Below are 18,452 nucleotides of genomic sequence, written 5' to 3' on the forward strand. Positions count from 1 at the left end.
TGTTGAGCCGGGCATGGGCCCGGCGCTACGAGGTCAGGTGCTCTTCCGCGCGATGATCGTGATGTGCCCGGTCGTCTCCAGCAGGGCGATCTGCACGTCCTCGATCCGCAGGCCGCCCTGTTGGCGCAGCGCGGCATCGAAATCGGCCCGGCTGATCAGTTCGCGGCGGAGAACGCCCTCCAACAGCCGGCCATCACGCGCGATCACGGTGGGCTCTCCTTCGATCATCCGCTCCATGCGCCGATTCCGGGTGGTCAACCAGCCCACCCCGTAGTTCAGCACGATCAGGGTGGCCGCCAGCAGCAGGCCACCGCCCAGCGAGGTGTCGGTGCCCAGCAGCGCGTTCTGCACCGCGTTGCCCAGCAGCACGATCAGCAGCACGTCGAAAGGCGTGATCTGCCCCAGAGCCCGCTTGCCGCCCAGCCGGACCATGCCCAGCACCACGACATAGACCACCACCGCGCGCAGGATGAATTCCCACCACGGCATGGCCAGGGCGAACAGGTCGGGCATGGTCTTTCCCTGCAGAACGGTGGCCCAGCCTAGCACCTGGGGTCAGATCCCTTTGCCCGGCGGGCAAAGGGATCTGACCCCCAGTGTGTGTTCCGTTGGCGCAAATAAAAAGCCCCGCTGACCAGGGGGAGGTCAACGGGGCCGGGGAACGGGCACTTGGGGAGGAGTCCCCGTTCCGAGATCTGCTCCAGGGGATGGGAGAGATCCACAACAGGCGTTGCGCCTGTCGGGAGTTATAGAAGCACTTCGAACACTAACGGTTCGTGAAGGGGCCCCATTTAATGAATTTCAATAGGGGCAACATTCATGGTCGAGTCAGAAACACCCGACTCATGAACAAATTCACGTCGTTTTCGGCCTGAAACACCGTCAGTGCGCTTCGTCCCAGTTGTTGCCGACGCCCGTGTCGACCACCAGTGGCACCCGCAGTTTGGCCGCTTGCGACATGCGCTCCACCACCTGCAAACGCAGGTCCTCGACGAAACTGCTTTCGGTTTCGAACACCAGTTCATCGTGCACCTGCAGGATCATCCGTGCCGGCGCCCCGCTGTCACGCAGCCACTGGTCCACATCCACCATCGCGCGCTTGATGATGTCGGCGGCAGTGCCCTGCATCGGCGCGTTGATCGCCGCGCGTTCAGCACCGGCACGCAGGCCCTGGTTGCGGGCGTGGATGTCGTTCAGGTACAGGCGACGGCCGAACAGGGTTTCCACGTAGCCCTGGTCACGGGCCTGCTGGCGCATCCGCTCCATGAAGTCGCGCACGCCCGGGTAGCGGCTGAAGTACAGCGCCACGTAGTCCTGCGCCTGGCCACGGTCGATGCCCAGGTTGCGGGCCAGGCCGAAGGCGCTCATGCCGTACATCAGGCCGAAGTTGATGGCCTTGGCGGCGCGGCGCTCGTTCGGGGTCACTTCCTCCAGCGTGCGCCCGAACACCTCGGCGGCGGTGGCACGGTGTACGTCGGCGCCCTGCTCGAAGGCACGCACCAGGCCCGGGTCCTCGGACAGGTGGGCCATGATCCGCAGTTCGATCTGCGAATAGTCGGCCGCCAGCAGCTGGAAACCTTCCGGGGCGATGAACGCGCGGCGGATGCGGCGGCCGTCCTCGGTGCGGATCGGGATGTTCTGCAGGTTCGGGTCCGACGAGGACAGGCGGCCGGTGGCGGCACCGGACTGGTGGTAGCTGGTATGCACCCGGCCGGTATCCGGGTTGACCATCTCCGGCAGCTTGTCGGTGTAGGTGCTGCGCAGCTTGGCCAACCCGCGGTAGTCCAGGATGACCCGCGGCAGCTCATGCTGGTCGGCAATCGCCTCCAGCGCCTCTTCATTGGTGCTGGGCTGGCCCTTCGGGGTCTTCACCACCGCCGGCAGCTTCAGCTCGTCGAACAGCACCGCCTGCAGCTGCTTGGGCGAATCCAGGTTGAAGCTGCGCCCGGCCAGCTCGGTGGCCTTCTGCTGCGCGGCCAGCATGCGCGAGGACAGGTCCTGGCTCTGCCGGCGGAGTTCGTCGGTGTCGATCCGCACGCCATTGGCTTCAATGCTGGCCAGCACCGGCACCAGCGGCATCTCGATGTTGCGGTACACGCTGTCCAGCGCCGGCTCGGCCAGCAGCTGCGGCTGCAATGCGTGGTGCAGGCGCAGGGTGATGTCGGCGTCCTCGGCGGCGTAGCGGCTGGCTTCGTCGATGCCCACCTGCGAGAACGGGATCTGCTTGGCGCCCTTGCCGGCCACGTCCTCGAACTTGATGGTGCTGTAGCCCAGGTAACGCAGCGCCAGCGAATCCATGTCGTGGCGGGTGGCGGTGGAATTGAGCACGAAGCTCTCGAGCATGGTGTCGTCGTGGTAGCCCTGCACCGCCACGCCGTGGCGGCGCAGCACATGCAGGTCGTACTTGCCATGCTGGCCCAGCTTCTTCTTCGCCGGGTCCTGCAGCGCCGGGCGCAGTGCGTCCAGCACCTGCTGCATGGGCAGCTGGGCCGGCGCACCCGGGTAATCGTGGCCGACCGGAATGTACGCCGCCCTGCCCGGCTCGACGGCCAGGCTGATGCCCACCAGGCGCGCGCGCATCGCGTCCAGCGCATCGGTCTCGGTATCGAAGCTGATCAGGTCGGCCTGCTGCAGGCGTTCGACCCAGGCCTGCAGCTGCTCGGCGGTCAGCACGGTCTCGTACTCACCCGGCGCGGACAGTGCCGGATCCAGCGTGCCGGCGGCGGGCGCCTCGCCGCTGCCACGGGCGAAGCCAGCGGCGGTGCCGCGCAGGCTCGGGGTCGCCTCGCTGGCGGCCACCGGTGCCGGCACCGGCGCGCCCAGCTCCTTCAGCGCCTGGGTGAAGCCATAGCGCGTATACAGCTCGGTCAGCTCCGGCACATCCTGCTCGCGCAGGGCCAGCGTGGTCGGGCTGGCGTCCAGCTGCACGTCGGTACGGATGGTCACCAGCTCGCGGTTCAGCGGCAGCCGCTCCAGCGCGGCGCGCAGGTTCTCGCCGATCTTGCCCTTCATGGCCGGCGCGGCCGCCATCACGCCGTCCAGGTGCTGGTACTCGGCCAGCCACTTGGCGGCGGTCTTCGGCCCGCACTTCTCCACGCCCGGCACGTTGTCGACCGCGTCGCCCATCAGCGCCAGCAGGTCGATGATCTGGTCGGCGCGCACGCCGAACTTCTCCATCACCGCCGCATCCGAATCCATGCGGCTGCCGGTCATGGTGTTGACCAGTTCGATGCCCGGGCGCACCAGCTGGGCGAAGTCCTTGTCGCCGGTGGAAATGGTCACCTTCAGGTCCTGCGCCAGGCCCTGCAGGGCCAGCGTGCCGATCACATCGTCGGCTTCCACGCCGGGGACGCGCAGGATGCTGATGCCCAGCGCTTCGACGATGCGGCACATCGGCTCGACCTGGCTGCGCAGCTCATCGGGCATCGGCGGGCGGTTGGCCTTGTACTGGTCGTACAGGTCGTCACGGAAGGTCTTGCCCGGCGCGTCGACCACGAACGCGACGTAGGCCGGGCGCTCCTTCAGTGTCGAACGCAGCATGTTGACCACGCCGAACAGCGCGCCGGTGGGTTCACCCTGTGCATTGGACAGGGGCGGCAGCGCGTGGAACGCGCGGTACAGGTAACTGGACCCGTCGATCAGGACTAATCTGCTCATGTGCCGATTCTACGCGCCCGTGCCTGCACCGCGGCGACACGGCCCGTACACCGCGATGGGGCATAATCAGGGCTCTTTCCAGGCAAAGGCCCCGCCGATGAAGACCCTGATGCTGGCTTCCCTGCTCCTGCTCGCTGGCTGCGCCAGCATGGGTGGCGCGGGCGCTCCCCCGGTGGACGTCAAGGGCGCGGATGTATCCAAGCGCACCATGGACAACGGTGACACCATCGAGGAATACCGCGTGTCCGGCCAGCTGCGCATGGTCAAGGTGACCCCGTCGCGCGGTGCCCCGTTCTACATGTACGACAAGAACGGCGACGGCCGCATGGACAACGACAAGGACGGCGTGTCGCCGGTCTACTGGAAGCTGTACAGCTGGTGAGGTGACCGGGGTTGTGACCGGGGTCGGATCCCTTTCCAACGGAAAGGGCTCTGACCCCCTCGAAGCCACCGGCACGGCCCCGATCCCCCCACAAAAAAACAACGCCGGCGCGCATCCTGCGGCCGGCGTCGGGTCCCCTCCCCGGGAACGCTTGAATCAGCGGGTATGGATCAGCGGATGACCAGCACCGGCAGCGTGCTGCGCGCCAGCACCTCGGCGGTCTGGCTGCCCAGCAGTACACGGGTCACGCCACGGCGGCCGTGCGAGGTCATCACGATCAGGTCGCTGTTGCGCTCGCCGGCGGTCTCGATGATGCCGTCGGCCGCATAGCGGTCCAGCACGTGCACCGGGTTGGCGGTGATGCCCTGCTCGGCGGCCTTGGCCAGCGCCGGCTGCAGCACCTTCTGCGCGCCTTCCTCGCGGTCGGCCTTGTATTCGGGGCTGTTCATGTAGCCCACGCTCCAGCCCATGGCGTCGTACATGCCGACGGCCCACGGCTCGGAAACAGTGACGATATCGACCTCGGCGTTAAGGTCCTTGGCCAGCTCCAAGCCCTTGGCCAGGCCCTTGTCGGCCAGTTCGGACCCGTCAGTGGCAATCAGGATGCGCTTGTACATGGTGGGGCTCCGTGGCGGTCTGCCAGATGGGAACGACACCATTGCACACCGGATGTGGAGGCGGCGCCTTGAGCAGGATCAATCCGGCGCCGCGCAGCGGCGTGTGCGCACCGTCACGTGGTCCGGGGGACAGGCTCGGCCCGCCCTCTTCTGTAGAGCCGAGCCCGTGCTCGGCTGCTTCTGGCGGGAAGAGCAGCCGAGCATGGGCTATGCCGGTCGTCCTGACCGGCACCCTTCGGGCCGTCGCAAGCGACGTTGGCAGCGGCTCCTGCCGCTACCTTCGGCTCTACAACAACGTCGCTCAGGCGATCTGCACGATGCGCGCGTTCTGGCACAGCGGGTAGCTGGCCACGAACTCGTCAATCGCATCGCGCATCGCCTCGAACGATTGGCCGTACATGTACAGCGCGGTCTCGGTCGGGCCCTGCCACCAGCTGCAGATCTCGCCCAGGCCGTCGATGTTCCCGGACAGCTGCTCGAACACGTGGTTGGAATCGCACTGCTCGTAGACCTCGTCCGGCAGGTTCAGGCCATCCAGGTAGATGCCCAGGCCTTCGGTCACGCCGAAGCTGCGATCGGCCTCGCCTGCGCCCTGTATCTGCGAACCCTTCGGTGCACCCAGCTGCTCCAGCAGGTCGATCAGCTTCGGCACGCCCGCGGCATCGACCAGTGCCACTTCGATATCGCCGTATTCGACCTCACCCAGGTCGGACATCGCGGTGCCGCCGCCGGTCAGCTCGCCCACCTGGGCCGCCTGCAGCAGCGCGTCGAGCGGATCCTCGAACAGTTCGTGGCGGTGCTCCGGCTGCAGCCGGGCGTTCAACTTCACGGTGACGTGCAGCGTGGATTCGGTCATGGGGGCGTTCCTGGAAGAAGTGCCACCTATTGTAGAGCCGAGCCCATGCTCGGCTGCTTCTGGCCGGAAAAGCAGCCGAGCATGGGCTCGGCTCTACAACAGCCTGTCAAAGCAGGAACGGCGTGACCTTGCGCTTCAGCAGTTCCACCAGCACCGGGTCCATGTACTCGTAGTCATCCGGAATATCCAGGCAGATCACCCGCTTGCCGTTCAACCAGGCCTTGTAGCGGCTGGACAGCCGGTTGCGGTGGGCGCGCTCCATCACGAACACGATATCGGCCCACTGCAGCAGCTCGGGGCTGAGCACTTCCTCGGCGTCGGCCAGCAGCCCGGCCGAGGCGGTCTCGATGCCCGGCCAATCGGCGAATACCTGCTCGGCCGTCGGGCTGCGCAGGCGGTTCTGGCTGCAGAGGAAGAGCACATTGCGGGTCATGAGCGCAGCCTAATGGGGGGCAGAGCTCTTTTCCAACGGAAAAGGCTCCGGCCCCAACCACGTGCATTCCGCGATGGGGTCAGAGCCCTCCCTGCGGGAGGGATCCGACCCCGCGGCGGTGATCAGATCACCGTCAGGTTGGCATACGCCATCACCAGCCACTTGCTGCCGGCGTCGGCGAACTCGACCTGCACGCGGGCGTGCGCGCCGCTGCCTTCGTAGTCGGTCACCATGCCTTCGCCGAATTTGGGATGGGTGACCAGCGCGCCGAGCTTGACCGGCGGCGCCTCGATCGAGGCATGGCCCATCACCCGGCTGGCGCCCATCGAGGCCGGCCGCGAGACCTGCACCTTGGGGCGCACTTCGTGCAGCAGCTCGCGCGGGATCTCGCGCAGGAAACGCGATGGCAGGCTGTAGTTGTCCTGGCCATGGATGCGGCGCGATTCGGCATAGCTCAGCACCAGCTTCTGGCGCGCGCGGGTGATGCCGACATAGGCCAGGCGGCGCTCTTCTTCCAGCCGCCCGCTTTCCTCCAGCGAGCGTGCGCTGGGGAACAGGCCTTCTTCCAGGCCGGCCAGGAACACCAGCGGGAATTCCAGGCCCTTGGCCGAGTGCAGGGTCATCAGCTGCACGCCCTCTTCGCCTGCCTGCGCCTGGCCCTCACCGGCCTCCAGCGCGGCATAGGCCAGGAACGCGACCAGCTCGTCCATGTCCTCGCCCACTTCCTCGATGTCGTCGGCCCGGCGCACGAAGCGCGAGGCCACCGAGACCAGTTCGTCGAGGTTGTCGGTGCGCGACTCCGAGTCCAGCGCATTGCGGCTTTCCTTGCTCCAGTGCTCGCGCAGCTGCGAGCGGGCCAGCACGTGGTCCACGCGCTCGGCCAGGGTCATGTGCACGGTCTGCGCCTGCAGCTCGTTGACCAGCCCCAGGAAGCCGGCCAGCGCATTGCGCGCACGTGCGGCCAGCGCGTTGCCCTGGGTGACCAGCATCGTTGCCTCCCACAGCGAGATACCCTGCGCGCGCGCCTCGCGGCGCACTTCGTCCAGCGTGCGGTCGCCGATGCCCCGGGTGGGGGTGTTGACCGCGCGCTCGAACGCGGCGTCATCGTTGCGGTTGGACAGCAGGCGCAGGTAGGCCAGTGCGTCCTTGATTTCGGCACGCTCGAAGAAGCGCATGCCGCCATACACGCGGTACGGCACCTGCTCGCTCAGCAGCGCTTCTTCCAGCGCGCGCGACTGCGCGTTGCTGCGGTAGAGCACGGCCACTTCGGTGTAGCTGCCACCGTCGCGCACCCACTGGCGGGCGCGCTCGACGATGTAGCGCGCCTCGTCCATCTCGTTGTACGCGGCGTACAGGTCGATCGGCTCGCCGTCACCGCTGTCGGTCCACAGCTGCTTGCCGATGCGATCCGGGTTGTGCGCGATCACCGCGTTGGCAGCGCCGAGGATGTTGGCGGTGGAGCGGTAGTTCTGCTCCAGGCGGATGGTCTGCGCGCCCGGGAAATCGCGCAGGAAGCCCTGCACGTTCTCGACCTTGGCGCCGCGCCAGCCGTAGATGGCCTGGTCGTCGTCGCCGACCACGAACACGTGGCCGGAATCACCGGCCAGCACGCGCACGAAGGCGTACTGGATGGCGTTGGTGTCCTGGAACTCGTCCACCAGGATCTCGCGGAAGCGGGCGCGGTAGTGCGACAGCAGCGCCGGGTTGTCGCGCAGCAGTTCGTGCGCGCGCAGCAGCAGCTCGGCGAAGTCGACCAGGCCGGCGCGGTCGCAGCGCGCCTGGTACTCGATGTAGGCCTGGCGCATGGTTTCCAGCCACGCGTCGTGCGGTTCGGGCTGGATGTGCTGCGGGCGGCGGCCCTCGTCCTTCTGCGCGTTGATCCACCACGCGATCTGCTTGGGCGGGTACTTGCCGTCGTCCAGCTCCAGCGCCTGCACCACGCGCTTGACCAGCCGCAGCTGGTCGTCCGAATCCATCACCTGGAAGCCTTCGGGCAGCTTCGCGTCCTGCCAGTGCAGGCGCAGCAGGCGGTTGGCCAGGCCGTGGAAGGTACCGATCCACATGCCACGGCTGCCATGGGGCAGCTGGGCATCGATGCGGTGGCGCATTTCGCCAGCCGCCTTGTTGGTGAAGGTCACCGCGAAAATGCCGTGGGTCGGCACGCCATCGACTTCATGCAGCCAGGCGATGCGGTGGGTGAGTACGCGGGTCTTGCCGGAACCGGCACCGGCCAGCACCAGGTGGTGACCGGGGGGAGCGGAGACGGCTTCGCGCTGGGCCGGGTTCAGGCCATCAAGCAGGTGGGAGACATCCATGCCCCCATTTTACGGCATCGCCGTCGCGGCTCCTGCGACCACCTGGGTGGCCAGTGCCTGCGCCTGCTGACGCAGTTCAGGCACCGCCAGGCTTTCCCACAGGCTGCCGATGCGCAGGCTGCCGAGTACGCCCAGCCGCGCCTGCGGCTGGCCACCGGCGGCACGCAGGCGGTCGCCCGGCACCGTGCTGTCCAGACCCAGCCCGTGCGGGCCGGGGCGGGCCAGGCCATCGCTCTGCAGCTGCTGCAGCAAGGGATTGCGCAGCGCGCTGGCGCGGGTTTCCACGCCGGTGGCGTTGATCACGCCGCCGATCGTCCAGTGCTGTTCATTGCCAGACGGAGCGCGGCCAGAAAGCCGCAGCGCTTCGCCTTCGCGGCCGACGCGTTGCAGGCGGGACCGGTGAATACGCAGTTGGCCGCTTTCGATCAGCGCCTGCAGCTGTGCGTCGACCTCTTCGGCGATGCGGTGGCGATGCACGTCCCAGTAGCGCACCACATGGCGCAGGAAGCGGCGCTGGTCGGCCGCGTCGAGGCTGCACCACAGTGCCTGCCCGTGCGGACGAATGCGGTCCGTCACCCCCTGCCACGGCAGACCATCGGCCTGCGCCTGGCGCGCGAACCCGCGCAACGCGCGCAGGCGCTGGCGCAGGCTCATCGGCAGCAGCGCAGCCGGGTCGAACGAGGGCAGGCCGCCATGCGCATGCGGCAACGGCAGCAGCCCATGGCGCGAGATCACGTGCAGCGGGCCGGTGTGGCCGGCAGCAACCAGCGCCAGCACGGTGTCGGCCATGCTCAGGCCGGAGCCGACGATGGCCACGGCCTGCTCACCGGCCAGGGTGCGTACGCCGTCGTAGTCCCAGGCCTCGATCACGTCATCGGCGGGCAGTGCCTCGGCACCGGCTACCGGCAGCGGCCGCATGCTGTTGCCGGTGGCGAGCACTGCCTGTGCGGCGTGCAGCGTCTGGCCATCGCCGAGTGCCAGCTGGTAGCCGTGGTCATCCGGCTGCAGGCCCAGTACCGGCTGCACGATCACCTGCAGCTGTGCCGGGCTGGCCGCGGCGGCCTCCTGCAGGCGCTGCTGCAGGTACGCTGCAAAGTAGTGGCGGCACACATAACGCTCGCCCAGCACCTCGCGCGCCTCGCCCGGGTAGGCGTTGGCGGCCATCAGGTAGTCGAGGAAATCGCCGGGCTGGTCGGCAAACGCACTCATCTTCGCCGCCGGCACGTTCAGCAGGTGCTCCGGCCACGGCGTGGCATAGGCGATGCCCTGCGCCAGCTGCGAAGCCGGTTCGAAGATGGCCAGCGCCAGCGGCGCCTGGGCCTGGCGCAACACCTGGATCGCCACCAGCACCCCGGCCGCACCACCACCGATGATTGCCAGGTCCAGTTCGCCATTACGCGGTGAATCAGTCATGCGCCGATTGTAGGCCATCGGCGATGACGGGCCGGATTGCCGAAGCGGGCGGTTGCCGCCGTTTCACATCAACGCATCGGCCAGCCGTGCGATGCCTTCGCGGCTGCGCCGCCACGTGGGACGGCTGCGCCACTGCTGCAGGTCCAGCTGCCGCGACTCGCGCAGGTAGCCATCCTCGATCGCGCACAGCTGCTGCACCAGCGCACGGTCGTAGCAGACCAGGCCGATTTCGGCATTCAGCGCGAACGAGCGGATGTCCATGTTGATCGAGCCGAGCACGGCGATGTCCTCGTCCACGCTCATGTGCTTGGCATGCAGGAACTGCGGCTCGTACAGCGCGATGCGCACGCCACAGCGCAGCAGCTCGTCGTAGTAGGCCTCCTGCGCCCACGACGTCAGCCGCTGGTTGTTGCTGGCCGACAGGATCAGCTGCACCTGCACGCCGGACAAGGCCGCAATGCGCAAGGCGCTGAGCGTGGCTTCGTCGGGCACGAAATACGGGGTGACCATCACCAGCCGGCGCCGCGCCAGGTGGATCAGCGCCGCCACCGCATCGCGTGCGTTGCTGTAGGGATAGGCGGGGCCGCTGGGCAGCAACTGGGTGGCGATGTCGTCGCTGCACTCGGGCACATCGGCGATCACGTCCAGGCGCTGGCCGGTTTCCATGTACCAGTCGCTGGCGAACACCGCTTCCAGATGCGCCACCGCCGGGCCGCGCACGCGCGCCACCAGCTCGCGGTTCGGGTGGCCAGGCACGAACTGCGGGCCGGCCAGGTTCTGCGAACCGACATAGGCCACTTCGTTGTCGATCACCGCGATCTTGCGATGGTTGCGCAGGTCCATGCGCCCGCTGCGGCGCCAGCGCAGGCCACCGGGCAGCATCGCGCGCACTTCGATGTCGCGCGCCTGCAGGCGCTTGCGATAGGCACGCAGGCCGCGCTTGGCGCCCACCGCGTCGAGCAGCACGCGGCACTGCACGCCACGTGCAGCCGCACGCTGCAGGGCCTCGACGATCGCCTCGCCCACCGCGTCGTCGAACATCAGGTAGTACAGCAGGTGCACGCGGTCTTCGGCCTGGTCGATGTCGGCGATCAGCGTGTGCAGTGATTCGTCGTAGTCGGTCAGCAGATCGACGGCGTTGCCGTGCACCGGCATGAAGTCGCCCTGGCGCTGCACCAGCGGCACGATCTCAGCGCTGGCGGTGTCCGGCTGCGGTGTCCAGCGCAGGCGATGCTGCAGCGCCTGTTCCTCGCGGATGACCTGCGAGGCCTCGGCCTGGCGGCGGATGCGCTCGCGCGACAGCCATGGGTGGCCGAACAGCAGGTACAGCGGCAGGCCCAGCAGCGGCACGAAGCCGACCAGCAGCAGCCAGCTACGCGCCGCCCCCGGCGTGGTGCGGGTGGGGATCCAGCACAGTGCAACCAGCCGGATCAGCCAGTCGATCAGCAGCAGGTACGAACCCAGCAACCACTCGAACAGCATCGTGTCGCCCGTCGGGAGGTGATGGGCCATTCTGCCCACCGGCCCTTGTGGAGTCGAGCCGCGCTCGACGGCCTTCCGGTCCGACCGCACAGCCGCCGCACCGCGTCGGCATGGCGGCGGCCGTTGAGCGCCATGCAGGCGATCGCCTGTGCGGCCCGCTCCAGCTGCGCCTCCGGCAGCGGCGACGGCGCGCCGTTGGCCAGTGCCAGATGGTGGTCGCACAGCAGCAGCGCCATGCCCTCGATGCCTTGCAGCATGCGCTGCAGGCGCAGCCAGCCCAGTTCCAGGTCCTGCCGGTGTGATGGGGTGTTCATGCAACCTCCTTCAACGGATCTGGCCACCGTGAAGGTGGCGGACGATGCGTGGTTGCAATACCGGGAACGGTAGTCACCAAACCGGCGGGCGCGAGGCCCCCACGCACCGTCCGCCGTAGAGGCAGATGGGTCGCCCGCCGTCGGCGGAGTTTTTCCGGCAACGGCGGGCGAGTTTACTGACTACCGATTCGACGGGATTGCAAGCCCGACCGCTGCAACTGCAGCGGCTTGCCATCATGGGCACGGCAGGGCATGTCGTTCCAATCGATTTGGAACGCGCGAAGTGCCGGAACCGGTAGGCACAATCACTTATCGCATTCGGCCCGGGGTTCGCCTGGACTCGCCACAAGCGACACTCTGCGCATCTTCGATTGGGATTGAACCGCGGCGTCGTGAGGGCGATAGAAGTCGGATACGTCAACGCTCCGAAAAGACATGAGCCTCTCGGCGACGAGCAATTGGAACTTCCTCCCCTAGTGGCAATCGACCAAGCACAGCTGATTCAACGCGATGGAAATTGATCGATCATCAAACAGACGATCCTTTCGCTGCGCAGCCTCCTGCCCCCCACGCCAATGTCTCAGCCCTTCACGAACAGAGTCCACTGTCGGTTCGGATCCATCCTTGACGAGAAGCCAGTCCACAGTGGCCAGCAGCTCCATGCCGAATGGAGATTCAAACCCATCGATCAGATCGGCCGTCGCCTCCAGTGCTGGGAGGTACTCCTTCGCCTCAGTTCGAATATATGTTTGGACGAATTGCTTTCGACTGTCATCAAACCAAATCACGTCAAATGGATCCGCATCACTGATGCGCTTGTCGCAATGCAGATAGCTCCCGTCAAGACCATCCAGCAGGTGGCGCAGCCGGTCCGCATATGGACCATACTTGTGCGCTGCGAAACGTAGGTCGAGCGGAGAGAGCCCTTTTTTCTCGATGTTTCGCTCGAGGAACCATGCAAGTTTCTGGATCTCCAAAAGGCTGCATTCCATGCCAAGGACCCAGTAGCGCCGTACAAGTTCAGCAATTAGAGCGCGAGCTGGAGTGAGCTTCTCTACACCACTACGCTTAGCGACGTTCTGATACTTGGCAGTTGGTTCAAACACGATCACTTCGGCATTGAGATCGCCCAGCTCGCCTTCTATCAGATCGCGGACGACCGACCAATCAAGGCCACCATTGCCAGCCCCAAGTGGGGGTATAGCAATGGAAGTCACCGCGCTCTCTATTAGAAATCGCCTAAGATCACGAAGTCCTTCGGCGATCCATTCGATTCGCGAATTACCTCGCCAGTGCTGTTTCGTTGGGAAATTGACAATCCAACGCGGCCCATCCAACTCACGAACTTCGGTGACGAACATCCGACCAACCCGCACCTCGTTGGCCTTACAAGCTGCCGAGTAGAGACGGTAGTTCTCCGCAAATCGCTCTTTGAACATAAGAGCAATTCCCTTGCCCATGACGCCAACCGTATTCACGGTATTCACCAATGCTTCGGCATTGGCCTCGAGCAGGTTACCTTGTGTGAACTTGATCATCAGAAGTACCACTGTGTGCGAGCAAAGACACGCAGATCGACGTTGCAAGCATTGACCTGAAGCTCAAGCTTCTCCTTCAACGCCTCGGTGTAGCAAATGATTCCGAGCAAACCGGTTACGGGAAGGTGACGGTGCACGAGAGCCTCGGCCTGATAGCGTTCGAATTTTGCCGGATCATCTGGATCCCGGCGGAAGTCACGAGCTTGGAGCAACGGCCAATCAATTCTTCCGAGGTCGTCCAAGTCTGTGTAGAAATTCGCCCATTGATAGTACGCATGGCTATCCGTAAACAGAAAGGAATGTCCCAGCTCTGCAATGTGGTGGAGGCTGGAAACCAGGATAACGATTTCATCATTGGAGCGCCTCTGAACACCACCTCTCCCGCTCGAGATGTTGCGCAACATGGGGGAAAACGGTGTGAAGTAGAACGGCACGTAGTCATTGAGAAAGCCGCCCGGCCCCGCCGGAACCGGATGGGTCGAGCGCTTATCGATCAACTCCGAATTTCCAATGCTTACCCAGTTGGGTGCCTTGACGTCGTCATTCCCGCAATGCAGCCCGTGTTCGAGCACCCACGGCACGTTGTCCCGGTGAATGATCCTCCACACCAGGGCCTTTTTCGGGTTCAGCTTTGAGTAGAGCGCGGCCATTGACCATCTCAAATCACGACGAGCTGGCAGAGGCGCAAGACCAGCTCTTCCCCACCGGAACAATGGGAGGCTTGGCTTAATGCCACGGGCTACGCTCGTCTGCTCGCCCTCCTATGCCCCACCCTACGACCTACTGTGCCCCCAGCCAAGAGGGCAGTCCATTCTGCCTAGCCCCACTCCAACAAAAAAAGACCCGCCATGCATGGCGGGTCTTTTCGGGGATCAGCAATCCTTGCGGATTACTTGATCTTGCCTTCCTTGTACAGGACGTGCTTGCGCACGACCGGATCGTACTTCAGGAATTCCATCTTCCCCGGGGTGTTCTTCTTGTTCTTGTCGGTCGTGTAGAAGTGGCCGGTACCGGCCGAGGAAATCATACGGACCTTATCGCGCTTGCCTGCCATGATGCTTTACTCCTCAGACCTTTTCGCCGCGCGCACGCAGCTCAGCCAGAACGGAATCGATGCCGTTCTTGTCGATGGTGCGCAGTGCATGCGCGGAAACACGAAGCTTGACCCAGCGGTTCTCGCTGGCCACCCAGAAACGGCGCTCGTGCAGATTCGGCAGGAAACGACGACGGGTCTTGTTGTTGGCGTGCGAGACGTTGTTACCCGTCTGCACTCGCTTGCCGGAAACCTGGCATACGCGGGACATTGCGCACCTCGATAGTAGTAGTTGTCAGCCCGTAGCCCGGGCGACGGCGGCCTCGATGGTTGCCCACCACACGTCAAGAGAATCAAAGGGTTACGCTGGCGTTGGGCGGCCGGGGACGTGCTCCCGGGGGCGCCGCCCGGTAGAAAACCGGACACAGCGAGCCGCGCATTATGCACGGGTTCAAGCACTTGCGCAAGTTACCCACAGGCGGGGACTGGACCGGCGGGGCCGGGGAGACTTCGCCAACCGGCATACTGGCCCGGATCACTGCGGAGCTTTCCATGCGGCTGCTGGCCCTGACCTACGAAACCGAAGGCGATACGCGTCCGCTGGCCATGCTCTGCCATGGGCTGATCAGCGCAGGCCACGCGGTGACACTGCTGGCCGATGGCGGCACCCTGGGCAGCGCGCAGGCCCTGGATGTGCCCCACGCGGCCCATGAGGGTGACATCCATGACGAAGTGGTCGCCCTTGTCTCGCGGGGCAACGGTGTTGCCGCCGCCAGTACCGGTCTGGCACGGATGGCGCTGCAGCATGTCAGCGGCTGGATGCGCCAGGCCGATGCCGCCGCCGAAGGCTGCGATGCGATTCTGACCGGCGGACTGGCGGCCCTTGTCGGCATGAGCGTGGGCGAACGTCGGGGTCTGCCGGTCATCGGCACCGGCATGATTCCGCTGACCCCGACGCGAGCCTTCCGCTCTCCGTTCCTGCCACCCGGACGCTCGCCGGGCTGGTTGAACCGGGCCAGCTACGGGTGGGTCAACGGCCTGATCTGGCGCCAGTTCCGTCGGCCGATCAACGCGGCACGCCAGCAACTGGGGCAATCGCCGCGTCGCGCGCTGTGGTCCGACCTGCCGATGCTCTATGGCATCTCGCCGCAGCTGCTGCCGCCACCGGCGGACTGGCCGGCCGACCACATCGCCTGTGGCCAATGGCGGCTTCCTGATGCGCCCTGGACGCCGCCGGCCGATCTGCAGGCCTTCCTCGATGCCGGGCCGCCGCCGGTCTATCTGGGCTTTGGCAGCATGACCGGATTCGATCGCGAGCGCGTACTGCCGGCCCTGCTGCAGGCGCTGGCACCGCGCCGGGTGCTGCTGTTTCCAGGGTGGGCCGGATTGCCGACGGGTGCGCTGCCAGCAGATGTGTTCGTGCTCGGCCCGACGCCACACGAAGCACTGTTCCCGCATTGCGCACTCGCCATCCACCATGGTGGCAGCGGCACCACGCATTCGGCCAGCCGCGCCGGCATTCCCTCGCTGGTGATGCCGTTCGCCGCGGATCAGTTCTTCTGGGCCGATCGCCTGTATCGGTTGGGCGTGGCACCGGCACCGTTGTCACCGAAGCGACTGGATGCAGCAACGCTGGCGGCAGCCATCACCTTCGTTGAAACCGACGCAACACGCGCACGCGCGGCGACCCTGGGCGTGGCGATGGGCCATGAGGACGGGGTGGCCTGTGGCGTGGCGATGATCGAGCGCTGGTTACGGCCGGTGTAACAGCGGCCAGGCCTCAGCGCAGGTGCGAAATCACCTGCGCCAGCAGATGGGCATCCTTGAGCGCGCCGTGCAGGCCGCGCTGGCTGGGAATGCGCAGGCGCTGCAGCACATCATCCAGCTTGTTGCCTTGGCCCGGCCAGCGCCCGCGCGCCAGCTTCAGGCTGCAGGTGATGCGGCAATGCTGGGCCAGCGTGCCGGGAATACCGGACAGACGCAGCTCGTTGTCCAGGAAGCCCACATCGAAGGTGGCGTTGTGCGCGACCATCTCGCTGCCGCGCAGGAAGTCCAGCAGTTCGGCGGCCTTGCTGGAAAACAGTGGCTTGCCCACCAGCATCGCATCACTGATGCCGTGCACGCGCTGTGCACCCCAGTCGACCCTGCGCTGCGGCTGCAGGTAGGTGTGGAACTGGCGGCCGGTGAGCTGGCCATCGATCAGTTCGACGGCACCGATTTCGATCACCCGGTGCCCCAGGCGGTGGGAGATGCCGGTGGTTTCGGTATCCAGTGCGACGATGCGACTCATGCGTGGCGATGTGTTCTGTTGCGTGCGGTGGTGATTTTCGCATGCCGGTAGAGCCGGGCCCACGCTCGGCTGGCGCGCGTAGCGCGGGCTTGGTGATGCCAGAAGCAGCCGAGCGTGGGCTCGGCTCTACAGATGCGCGCGCGCGATCAACCCAACGCCTCCACCACCCAATCGATGAACACCCGCAGCCGCTGGCTCATGTGCCGGTTCGGCGGGAACATCACATGCATCGGCATCGGCGGCAGCTGCCAGTCCGGCAACACCGGCAACAGCTCGCCGCGCGCCACGTGCGGCTCGGCCATGTAGCTGGGCAGCGCCACCACGCCCAACCCCGCCAACGCAGCGGCCAGATAGGCGTTTCCATCATCGAAGCCGACCGTATAGCGGCCCTGCACCTCAACGCGTTCATCACCGCGCTGTGCAACGAACACGCGTGCGCGGCCACTGCGCGGGCTGAGGAAGCCGACCATGTGGTGATCGGGCCCTTGCAGCGCGCGCGGATCGGTCGGCAACCCGAAACGCTGCACATAGCCGGGGCTGGCGTGGAAGCCGATCGGCAGCGCCGCCAGCGGCCGCGCCACCAGCGCCGGGTCGGCCGGGGTGCCACCCCGGATCACGCAGTCGACGTTGTCGGCGATGACATCGACCTCGCGGTCACTCACGCCGATGTCCAGCTGGATCTCCGGGTAGCGCGCCTGGAAATCCGGCAACGCCGGCACCAGCCGCAGCCGCGCGTACGGCCCGGGCACATCCACGCGCAGGCGTCCGCGCGGCTGGCTGGCCGCGTCACCCAGCCCGCCTTCCACCTCTTCCAGCTCGGCCAGCAGGCGGGCGATGCGCGGGTAGTAGGCCGCGCCGTCAGCGGTCACACTGACCCGGCGCGTGGTGCGGTTAAGCAGGCGCAGCCGCAGGTGCGCCTCCAGCTGCTGCACCAGCTGGGTGGCCGTGGTGCGGCTGATCTGCAGGGTCTGCGCGGCGCGGGTGAAGCTGCCGGTTTCCACCACCCGGGCAAAGGCCCGCATCGCCTCGAAACGGTCCATGGCGGGCCATGATTGTTTGGAATTGACAATCAATCTAGGCCGATCATCGCGGTTTATCCAGACAGCGCTGACGGGGAGGATGGCGTTCTCTCCCACGGGATCTTCCCCATGTCACAGCGTGATGTCGTTTTCCCCGCCGGCCGCCAGGCCCTGTACGAGCGCAACCGCTACTCGCCTGCGATCCGTTCCAACGGCTTCCTGTTCGTATCCGGCCAGGTCGGCAGCCGTGAGGACGGCTCGCCCGAGCCAGACTTCGAAACGCAGGTGCGCCGCGCTTTCGAGAATCTCAATGCGGTGTTGGCTGCTGCCGGCTGCACGTTCGATGACGTGATCGACGTGACCGTGTTCCTGGTCGATCCAGAGAAGAACTTTGAGAAGGCCTGGGCAATCGTGCCGGAGTATTGGGGCGAGGCGCCGCACCCGACCCTGACCGGTATCGGCGTGACCTGGCTGTATGGGTTCCAGTTCGAGATCAAGGTGATCGCGAAGCTGCCGTGACACGGGTAGTGCCGGCCGCTGGCCGGCAACGCGGTGGGGTCGAAAAGCGTGTCGACCAAGGTCGACACCTACCAGAGCACATGTGCGCGGCGCACCCGAACGATGTGATGGGGTCAGAGCCCTTTCCGGAGGAAAGGGATCCGACCCCGCGCCCGGCCCAGCTGAACGGGAGATTCCGACGAATTCCCGAAGCGTCCATTGATATTGTATCCGGCGAAAACCGCTTGCTAGCCTGCCGTCCATGCGCTGGATCACCCGCCACCTCCGTTCGACCCTGCTGATGCTGCTGATGGCGGCATTCGTGGTCGTGCCGGTGGCCGACGCGCTGGCCTGCACGGTGGAACCGCATGCCAGCACGGTGCATGTGGAGTCCGCACCGGATGCCGATGGCGATGCCGACGGCAAGCACGTCGGTGCCTGTGGCCACAACCACTGCCACCACTCCAATCTGAGCCTGCCGGCCAGTACCTTCGCCGCCTTCGGTGCGCCGCTTCCGGCGCGCTGGATGAATGCCGGCGACGCGGCGACCTATGCGGTCGCCCAGGATGAACTGACGCGTCCTCCCCGGGCGTGAGTTGAGCGCG

19 protein-coding genes are annotated in these 18,452 nt (G+C 66.1%); 4 read left to right on the forward strand and 15 right to left on the reverse strand.

Annotation, left to right across the window (positions count from 1 at the left end; genetic code table 11):
• Positions 1–33: 33 nt before the first annotated feature.
• Together AC5JLE_RS06765 and polA are read right to left on the reverse strand one after the other, a co-directional pair.
• Positions 34–513, reverse strand: coding sequence for a DUF421 domain-containing protein (locus AC5JLE_RS06765; protein ID WP_014648862.1), 480 nt, complete (start codon positions 511–513; stop codon positions 34–36).
• A gap of 369 nt (positions 514–882) precedes the next feature.
• Positions 883–3,657 (reverse strand): DNA polymerase I, encoded by a 2,775-nt coding sequence (gene polA, locus AC5JLE_RS06770; RefSeq protein WP_496065141.1) that lies wholly within the window; start codon positions 3,655–3,657, stop codon positions 883–885.
• 97 nt (positions 3,658–3,754) lie between these two features.
• Between polA and AC5JLE_RS06775 the strand changes: the two genes are divergently transcribed.
• Entirely contained in the window at positions 3,755–4,039 is a 285-nt protein-coding gene (locus AC5JLE_RS06775) for a DUF2782 domain-containing protein (RefSeq protein WP_014038952.1), read from the forward strand.
• A 170-nt stretch (positions 4,040–4,209) separates the two neighbouring features.
• On the opposite strand, the gene AC5JLE_RS06780 is transcribed toward AC5JLE_RS06775, so the two are convergent.
• The 11 genes from AC5JLE_RS06780 to rpmB form a co-directional block, all read right to left on the reverse strand.
• Complete coding sequence (locus AC5JLE_RS06780; RefSeq protein WP_005411629.1) at positions 4,210–4,656, reverse strand: universal stress protein; 447 nt, start codon at positions 4,654–4,656, stop codon at positions 4,210–4,212.
• A gap of 301 nt (positions 4,657–4,957) precedes the next feature.
• A complete protein-coding gene (locus tag AC5JLE_RS06785; RefSeq protein ID WP_197561282.1) occupies positions 4,958–5,512 on the reverse strand; it encodes a hypothetical protein in 555 nt (184 codons plus the stop codon).
• 106 nt (positions 5,513–5,618) lie between these two features.
• Entirely contained in the window at positions 5,619–5,945 is a 327-nt protein-coding gene (locus AC5JLE_RS06790; RefSeq protein ID WP_197561281.1) for a low molecular weight protein tyrosine phosphatase family protein, read from the reverse strand.
• A 122-nt stretch (positions 5,946–6,067) separates the two neighbouring features.
• Positions 6,068–8,260: a DNA helicase II gene (gene uvrD, locus AC5JLE_RS06795; protein WP_014648867.1), complete on the reverse strand. Its 2,193-nt coding sequence runs from the start codon at positions 8,258–8,260 to the stop codon at positions 6,068–6,070.
• 9 nt (positions 8,261–8,269) lie between these two features.
• The gene (locus tag AC5JLE_RS06800) at positions 8,270–9,691 is read right to left on the reverse strand and encodes an FAD/NAD(P)-binding protein (protein ID WP_496065142.1); all 1,422 of its coding nucleotides are present in this window, start codon (positions 9,689–9,691) and stop codon (positions 8,270–8,272) included.
• Positions 9,692–9,736: 45 nt separating this feature from the next.
• Positions 9,737–11,155 (reverse strand): cardiolipin synthase, encoded by a 1,419-nt coding sequence (cls, locus tag AC5JLE_RS06805; RefSeq protein ID WP_014648869.1) that lies wholly within the window; start codon positions 11,153–11,155, stop codon positions 9,737–9,739.
• Positions 11,116–11,469, reverse strand: a complete 354-nt coding sequence (locus tag AC5JLE_RS06810) for a hypothetical protein (protein WP_262216726.1) — start codon at positions 11,467–11,469, stop codon at positions 11,116–11,118. Before AC5JLE_RS06810 ends, cls begins: the two co-directional genes overlap by 40 nt.
• Before the next feature lie 473 nt (positions 11,470–11,942).
• Positions 11,943–13,007: a type II toxin-antitoxin system antitoxin DNA ADP-ribosyl glycohydrolase DarG gene (gene darG, locus AC5JLE_RS06815; protein ID WP_197561279.1), complete on the reverse strand. Its 1,065-nt coding sequence runs from the start codon at positions 13,005–13,007 to the stop codon at positions 11,943–11,945.
• On the reverse strand, positions 13,007–13,657 hold the full coding sequence (darT, locus tag AC5JLE_RS06820; RefSeq protein ID WP_134967380.1) for a type II toxin-antitoxin system toxin DNA ADP-ribosyl transferase DarT: 651 nt from the start codon (positions 13,655–13,657) through the stop codon (positions 13,007–13,009). The genes darG and darT overlap by 1 nt, the downstream gene beginning before the upstream one ends.
• Before the next feature lie 239 nt (positions 13,658–13,896).
• Positions 13,897–14,064: a 50S ribosomal protein L33 gene (gene rpmG / locus AC5JLE_RS06825; protein WP_169411268.1), complete on the reverse strand. Its 168-nt coding sequence runs from the start codon at positions 14,062–14,064 to the stop codon at positions 13,897–13,899.
• Positions 14,065–14,074: 10 nt separating this feature from the next.
• Positions 14,075–14,311: a 50S ribosomal protein L28 gene (gene rpmB, locus AC5JLE_RS06830; RefSeq protein WP_005411638.1), complete on the reverse strand. Its 237-nt coding sequence runs from the start codon at positions 14,309–14,311 to the stop codon at positions 14,075–14,077.
• A 281-nt stretch (positions 14,312–14,592) separates the two neighbouring features.
• On the opposite strand from rpmB, the gene AC5JLE_RS06835 reads away from it, so the two are divergent.
• Complete coding sequence (locus AC5JLE_RS06835; protein WP_496065143.1) at positions 14,593–15,807, forward strand: glycosyltransferase; 1,215 nt, start codon at positions 14,593–14,595, stop codon at positions 15,805–15,807.
• A gap of 13 nt (positions 15,808–15,820) precedes the next feature.
• On the opposite strand, the gene dnaQ is transcribed toward AC5JLE_RS06835, so the two are convergent.
• The gene (gene dnaQ, locus AC5JLE_RS06840) at positions 15,821–16,330 is read right to left on the reverse strand and encodes a DNA polymerase III subunit epsilon (RefSeq protein WP_049407177.1); all 510 of its coding nucleotides are present in this window, start codon (positions 16,328–16,330) and stop codon (positions 15,821–15,823) included.
• A gap of 146 nt (positions 16,331–16,476) precedes the next feature.
• Positions 16,477–17,370, reverse strand: coding sequence for a LysR family transcriptional regulator (locus tag AC5JLE_RS06845; RefSeq protein WP_075075841.1), 894 nt, complete (start codon positions 17,368–17,370; stop codon positions 16,477–16,479).
• Between the two features lie 108 nt (positions 17,371–17,478).
• Between AC5JLE_RS06845 and AC5JLE_RS06850 the strand changes: the two genes are divergently transcribed.
• Entirely contained in the window at positions 17,479–17,868 is a 390-nt protein-coding gene (locus AC5JLE_RS06850; protein WP_014648873.1) for a RidA family protein, read from the forward strand.
• A 241-nt stretch (positions 17,869–18,109) separates the two neighbouring features.
• The gene (locus tag AC5JLE_RS06855) at positions 18,110–18,442 is read left to right on the forward strand and encodes a hypothetical protein (RefSeq protein WP_014648874.1); all 333 of its coding nucleotides are present in this window, start codon (positions 18,110–18,112) and stop codon (positions 18,440–18,442) included.
• Positions 18,443–18,452: the final 10 nt, after the last annotated feature.

Source organism: Stenotrophomonas sp., assembly GCF_059505245.1.

Bases quoted from the DNA above. Each gene is read 5' to 3' on its own strand.
- AC5JLE_RS06855 (WP_014648874.1), top strand. From the start codon at position 18,110: ATGCGCTGGATCACCCGCCACCTCCGTTCGACCCTGCTGATGCTGCTG.
- AC5JLE_RS06785 (WP_197561282.1), bottom strand. From the start codon at position 5,512: ATGACCGAATCCACGCTGCACGTCACCGTGAAGTTGAACGCCCGGCTG.
- uvrD (WP_014648867.1), bottom strand. From the start codon at position 8,260: ATGGATGTCTCCCACCTGCTTGATGGCCTGAACCCGGCCCAGCGCGAA.
- dnaQ (WP_049407177.1), bottom strand. From the start codon at position 16,330: ATGAGTCGCATCGTCGCACTGGATACCGAAACCACCGGCATCTCCCAC.
- darT (WP_134967380.1), bottom strand. From the start codon at position 13,657: ATGGCCGCGCTCTACTCAAAGCTGAACCCGAAAAAGGCCCTGGTGTGG.
- AC5JLE_RS06765 (WP_014648862.1), bottom strand. From the start codon at position 513: ATGCCCGACCTGTTCGCCCTGGCCATGCCGTGGTGGGAATTCATCCTG.
- darG (WP_197561279.1), bottom strand. From the start codon at position 13,007: ATGATCAAGTTCACACAAGGTAACCTGCTCGAGGCCAATGCCGAAGCA.
- AC5JLE_RS06780 (WP_005411629.1), bottom strand. From the start codon at position 4,656: ATGTACAAGCGCATCCTGATTGCCACTGACGGGTCCGAACTGGCCGAC.
- polA (WP_496065141.1), bottom strand. From the start codon at position 3,657: ATGAGCAGATTAGTCCTGATCGACGGGTCCAGTTACCTGTACCGCGCG.
- AC5JLE_RS06810 (WP_262216726.1), bottom strand. From the start codon at position 11,469: ATGAACACCCCATCACACCGGCAGGACCTGGAACTGGGCTGGCTGCGC.
- AC5JLE_RS06775 (WP_014038952.1), top strand. From the start codon at position 3,755: ATGAAGACCCTGATGCTGGCTTCCCTGCTCCTGCTCGCTGGCTGCGCC.
- AC5JLE_RS06850 (WP_014648873.1), top strand. From the start codon at position 17,479: ATGTCACAGCGTGATGTCGTTTTCCCCGCCGGCCGCCAGGCCCTGTAC.
- AC5JLE_RS06845 (WP_075075841.1), bottom strand. From the start codon at position 17,370: ATGGACCGTTTCGAGGCGATGCGGGCCTTTGCCCGGGTGGTGGAAACC.
- AC5JLE_RS06790 (WP_197561281.1), bottom strand. From the start codon at position 5,945: ATGACCCGCAATGTGCTCTTCCTCTGCAGCCAGAACCGCCTGCGCAGC.
- AC5JLE_RS06835 (WP_496065143.1), top strand. From the start codon at position 14,593: ATGCGGCTGCTGGCCCTGACCTACGAAACCGAAGGCGATACGCGTCCG.
- cls (WP_014648869.1), bottom strand. From the start codon at position 11,155: ATGCTGTTCGAGTGGTTGCTGGGTTCGTACCTGCTGCTGATCGACTGG.
- rpmB (WP_005411638.1), bottom strand. From the start codon at position 14,311: ATGTCCCGCGTATGCCAGGTTTCCGGCAAGCGAGTGCAGACGGGTAAC.
- AC5JLE_RS06800 (WP_496065142.1), bottom strand. From the start codon at position 9,691: ATGGCCTACAATCGGCGCATGACTGATTCACCGCGTAATGGCGAACTG.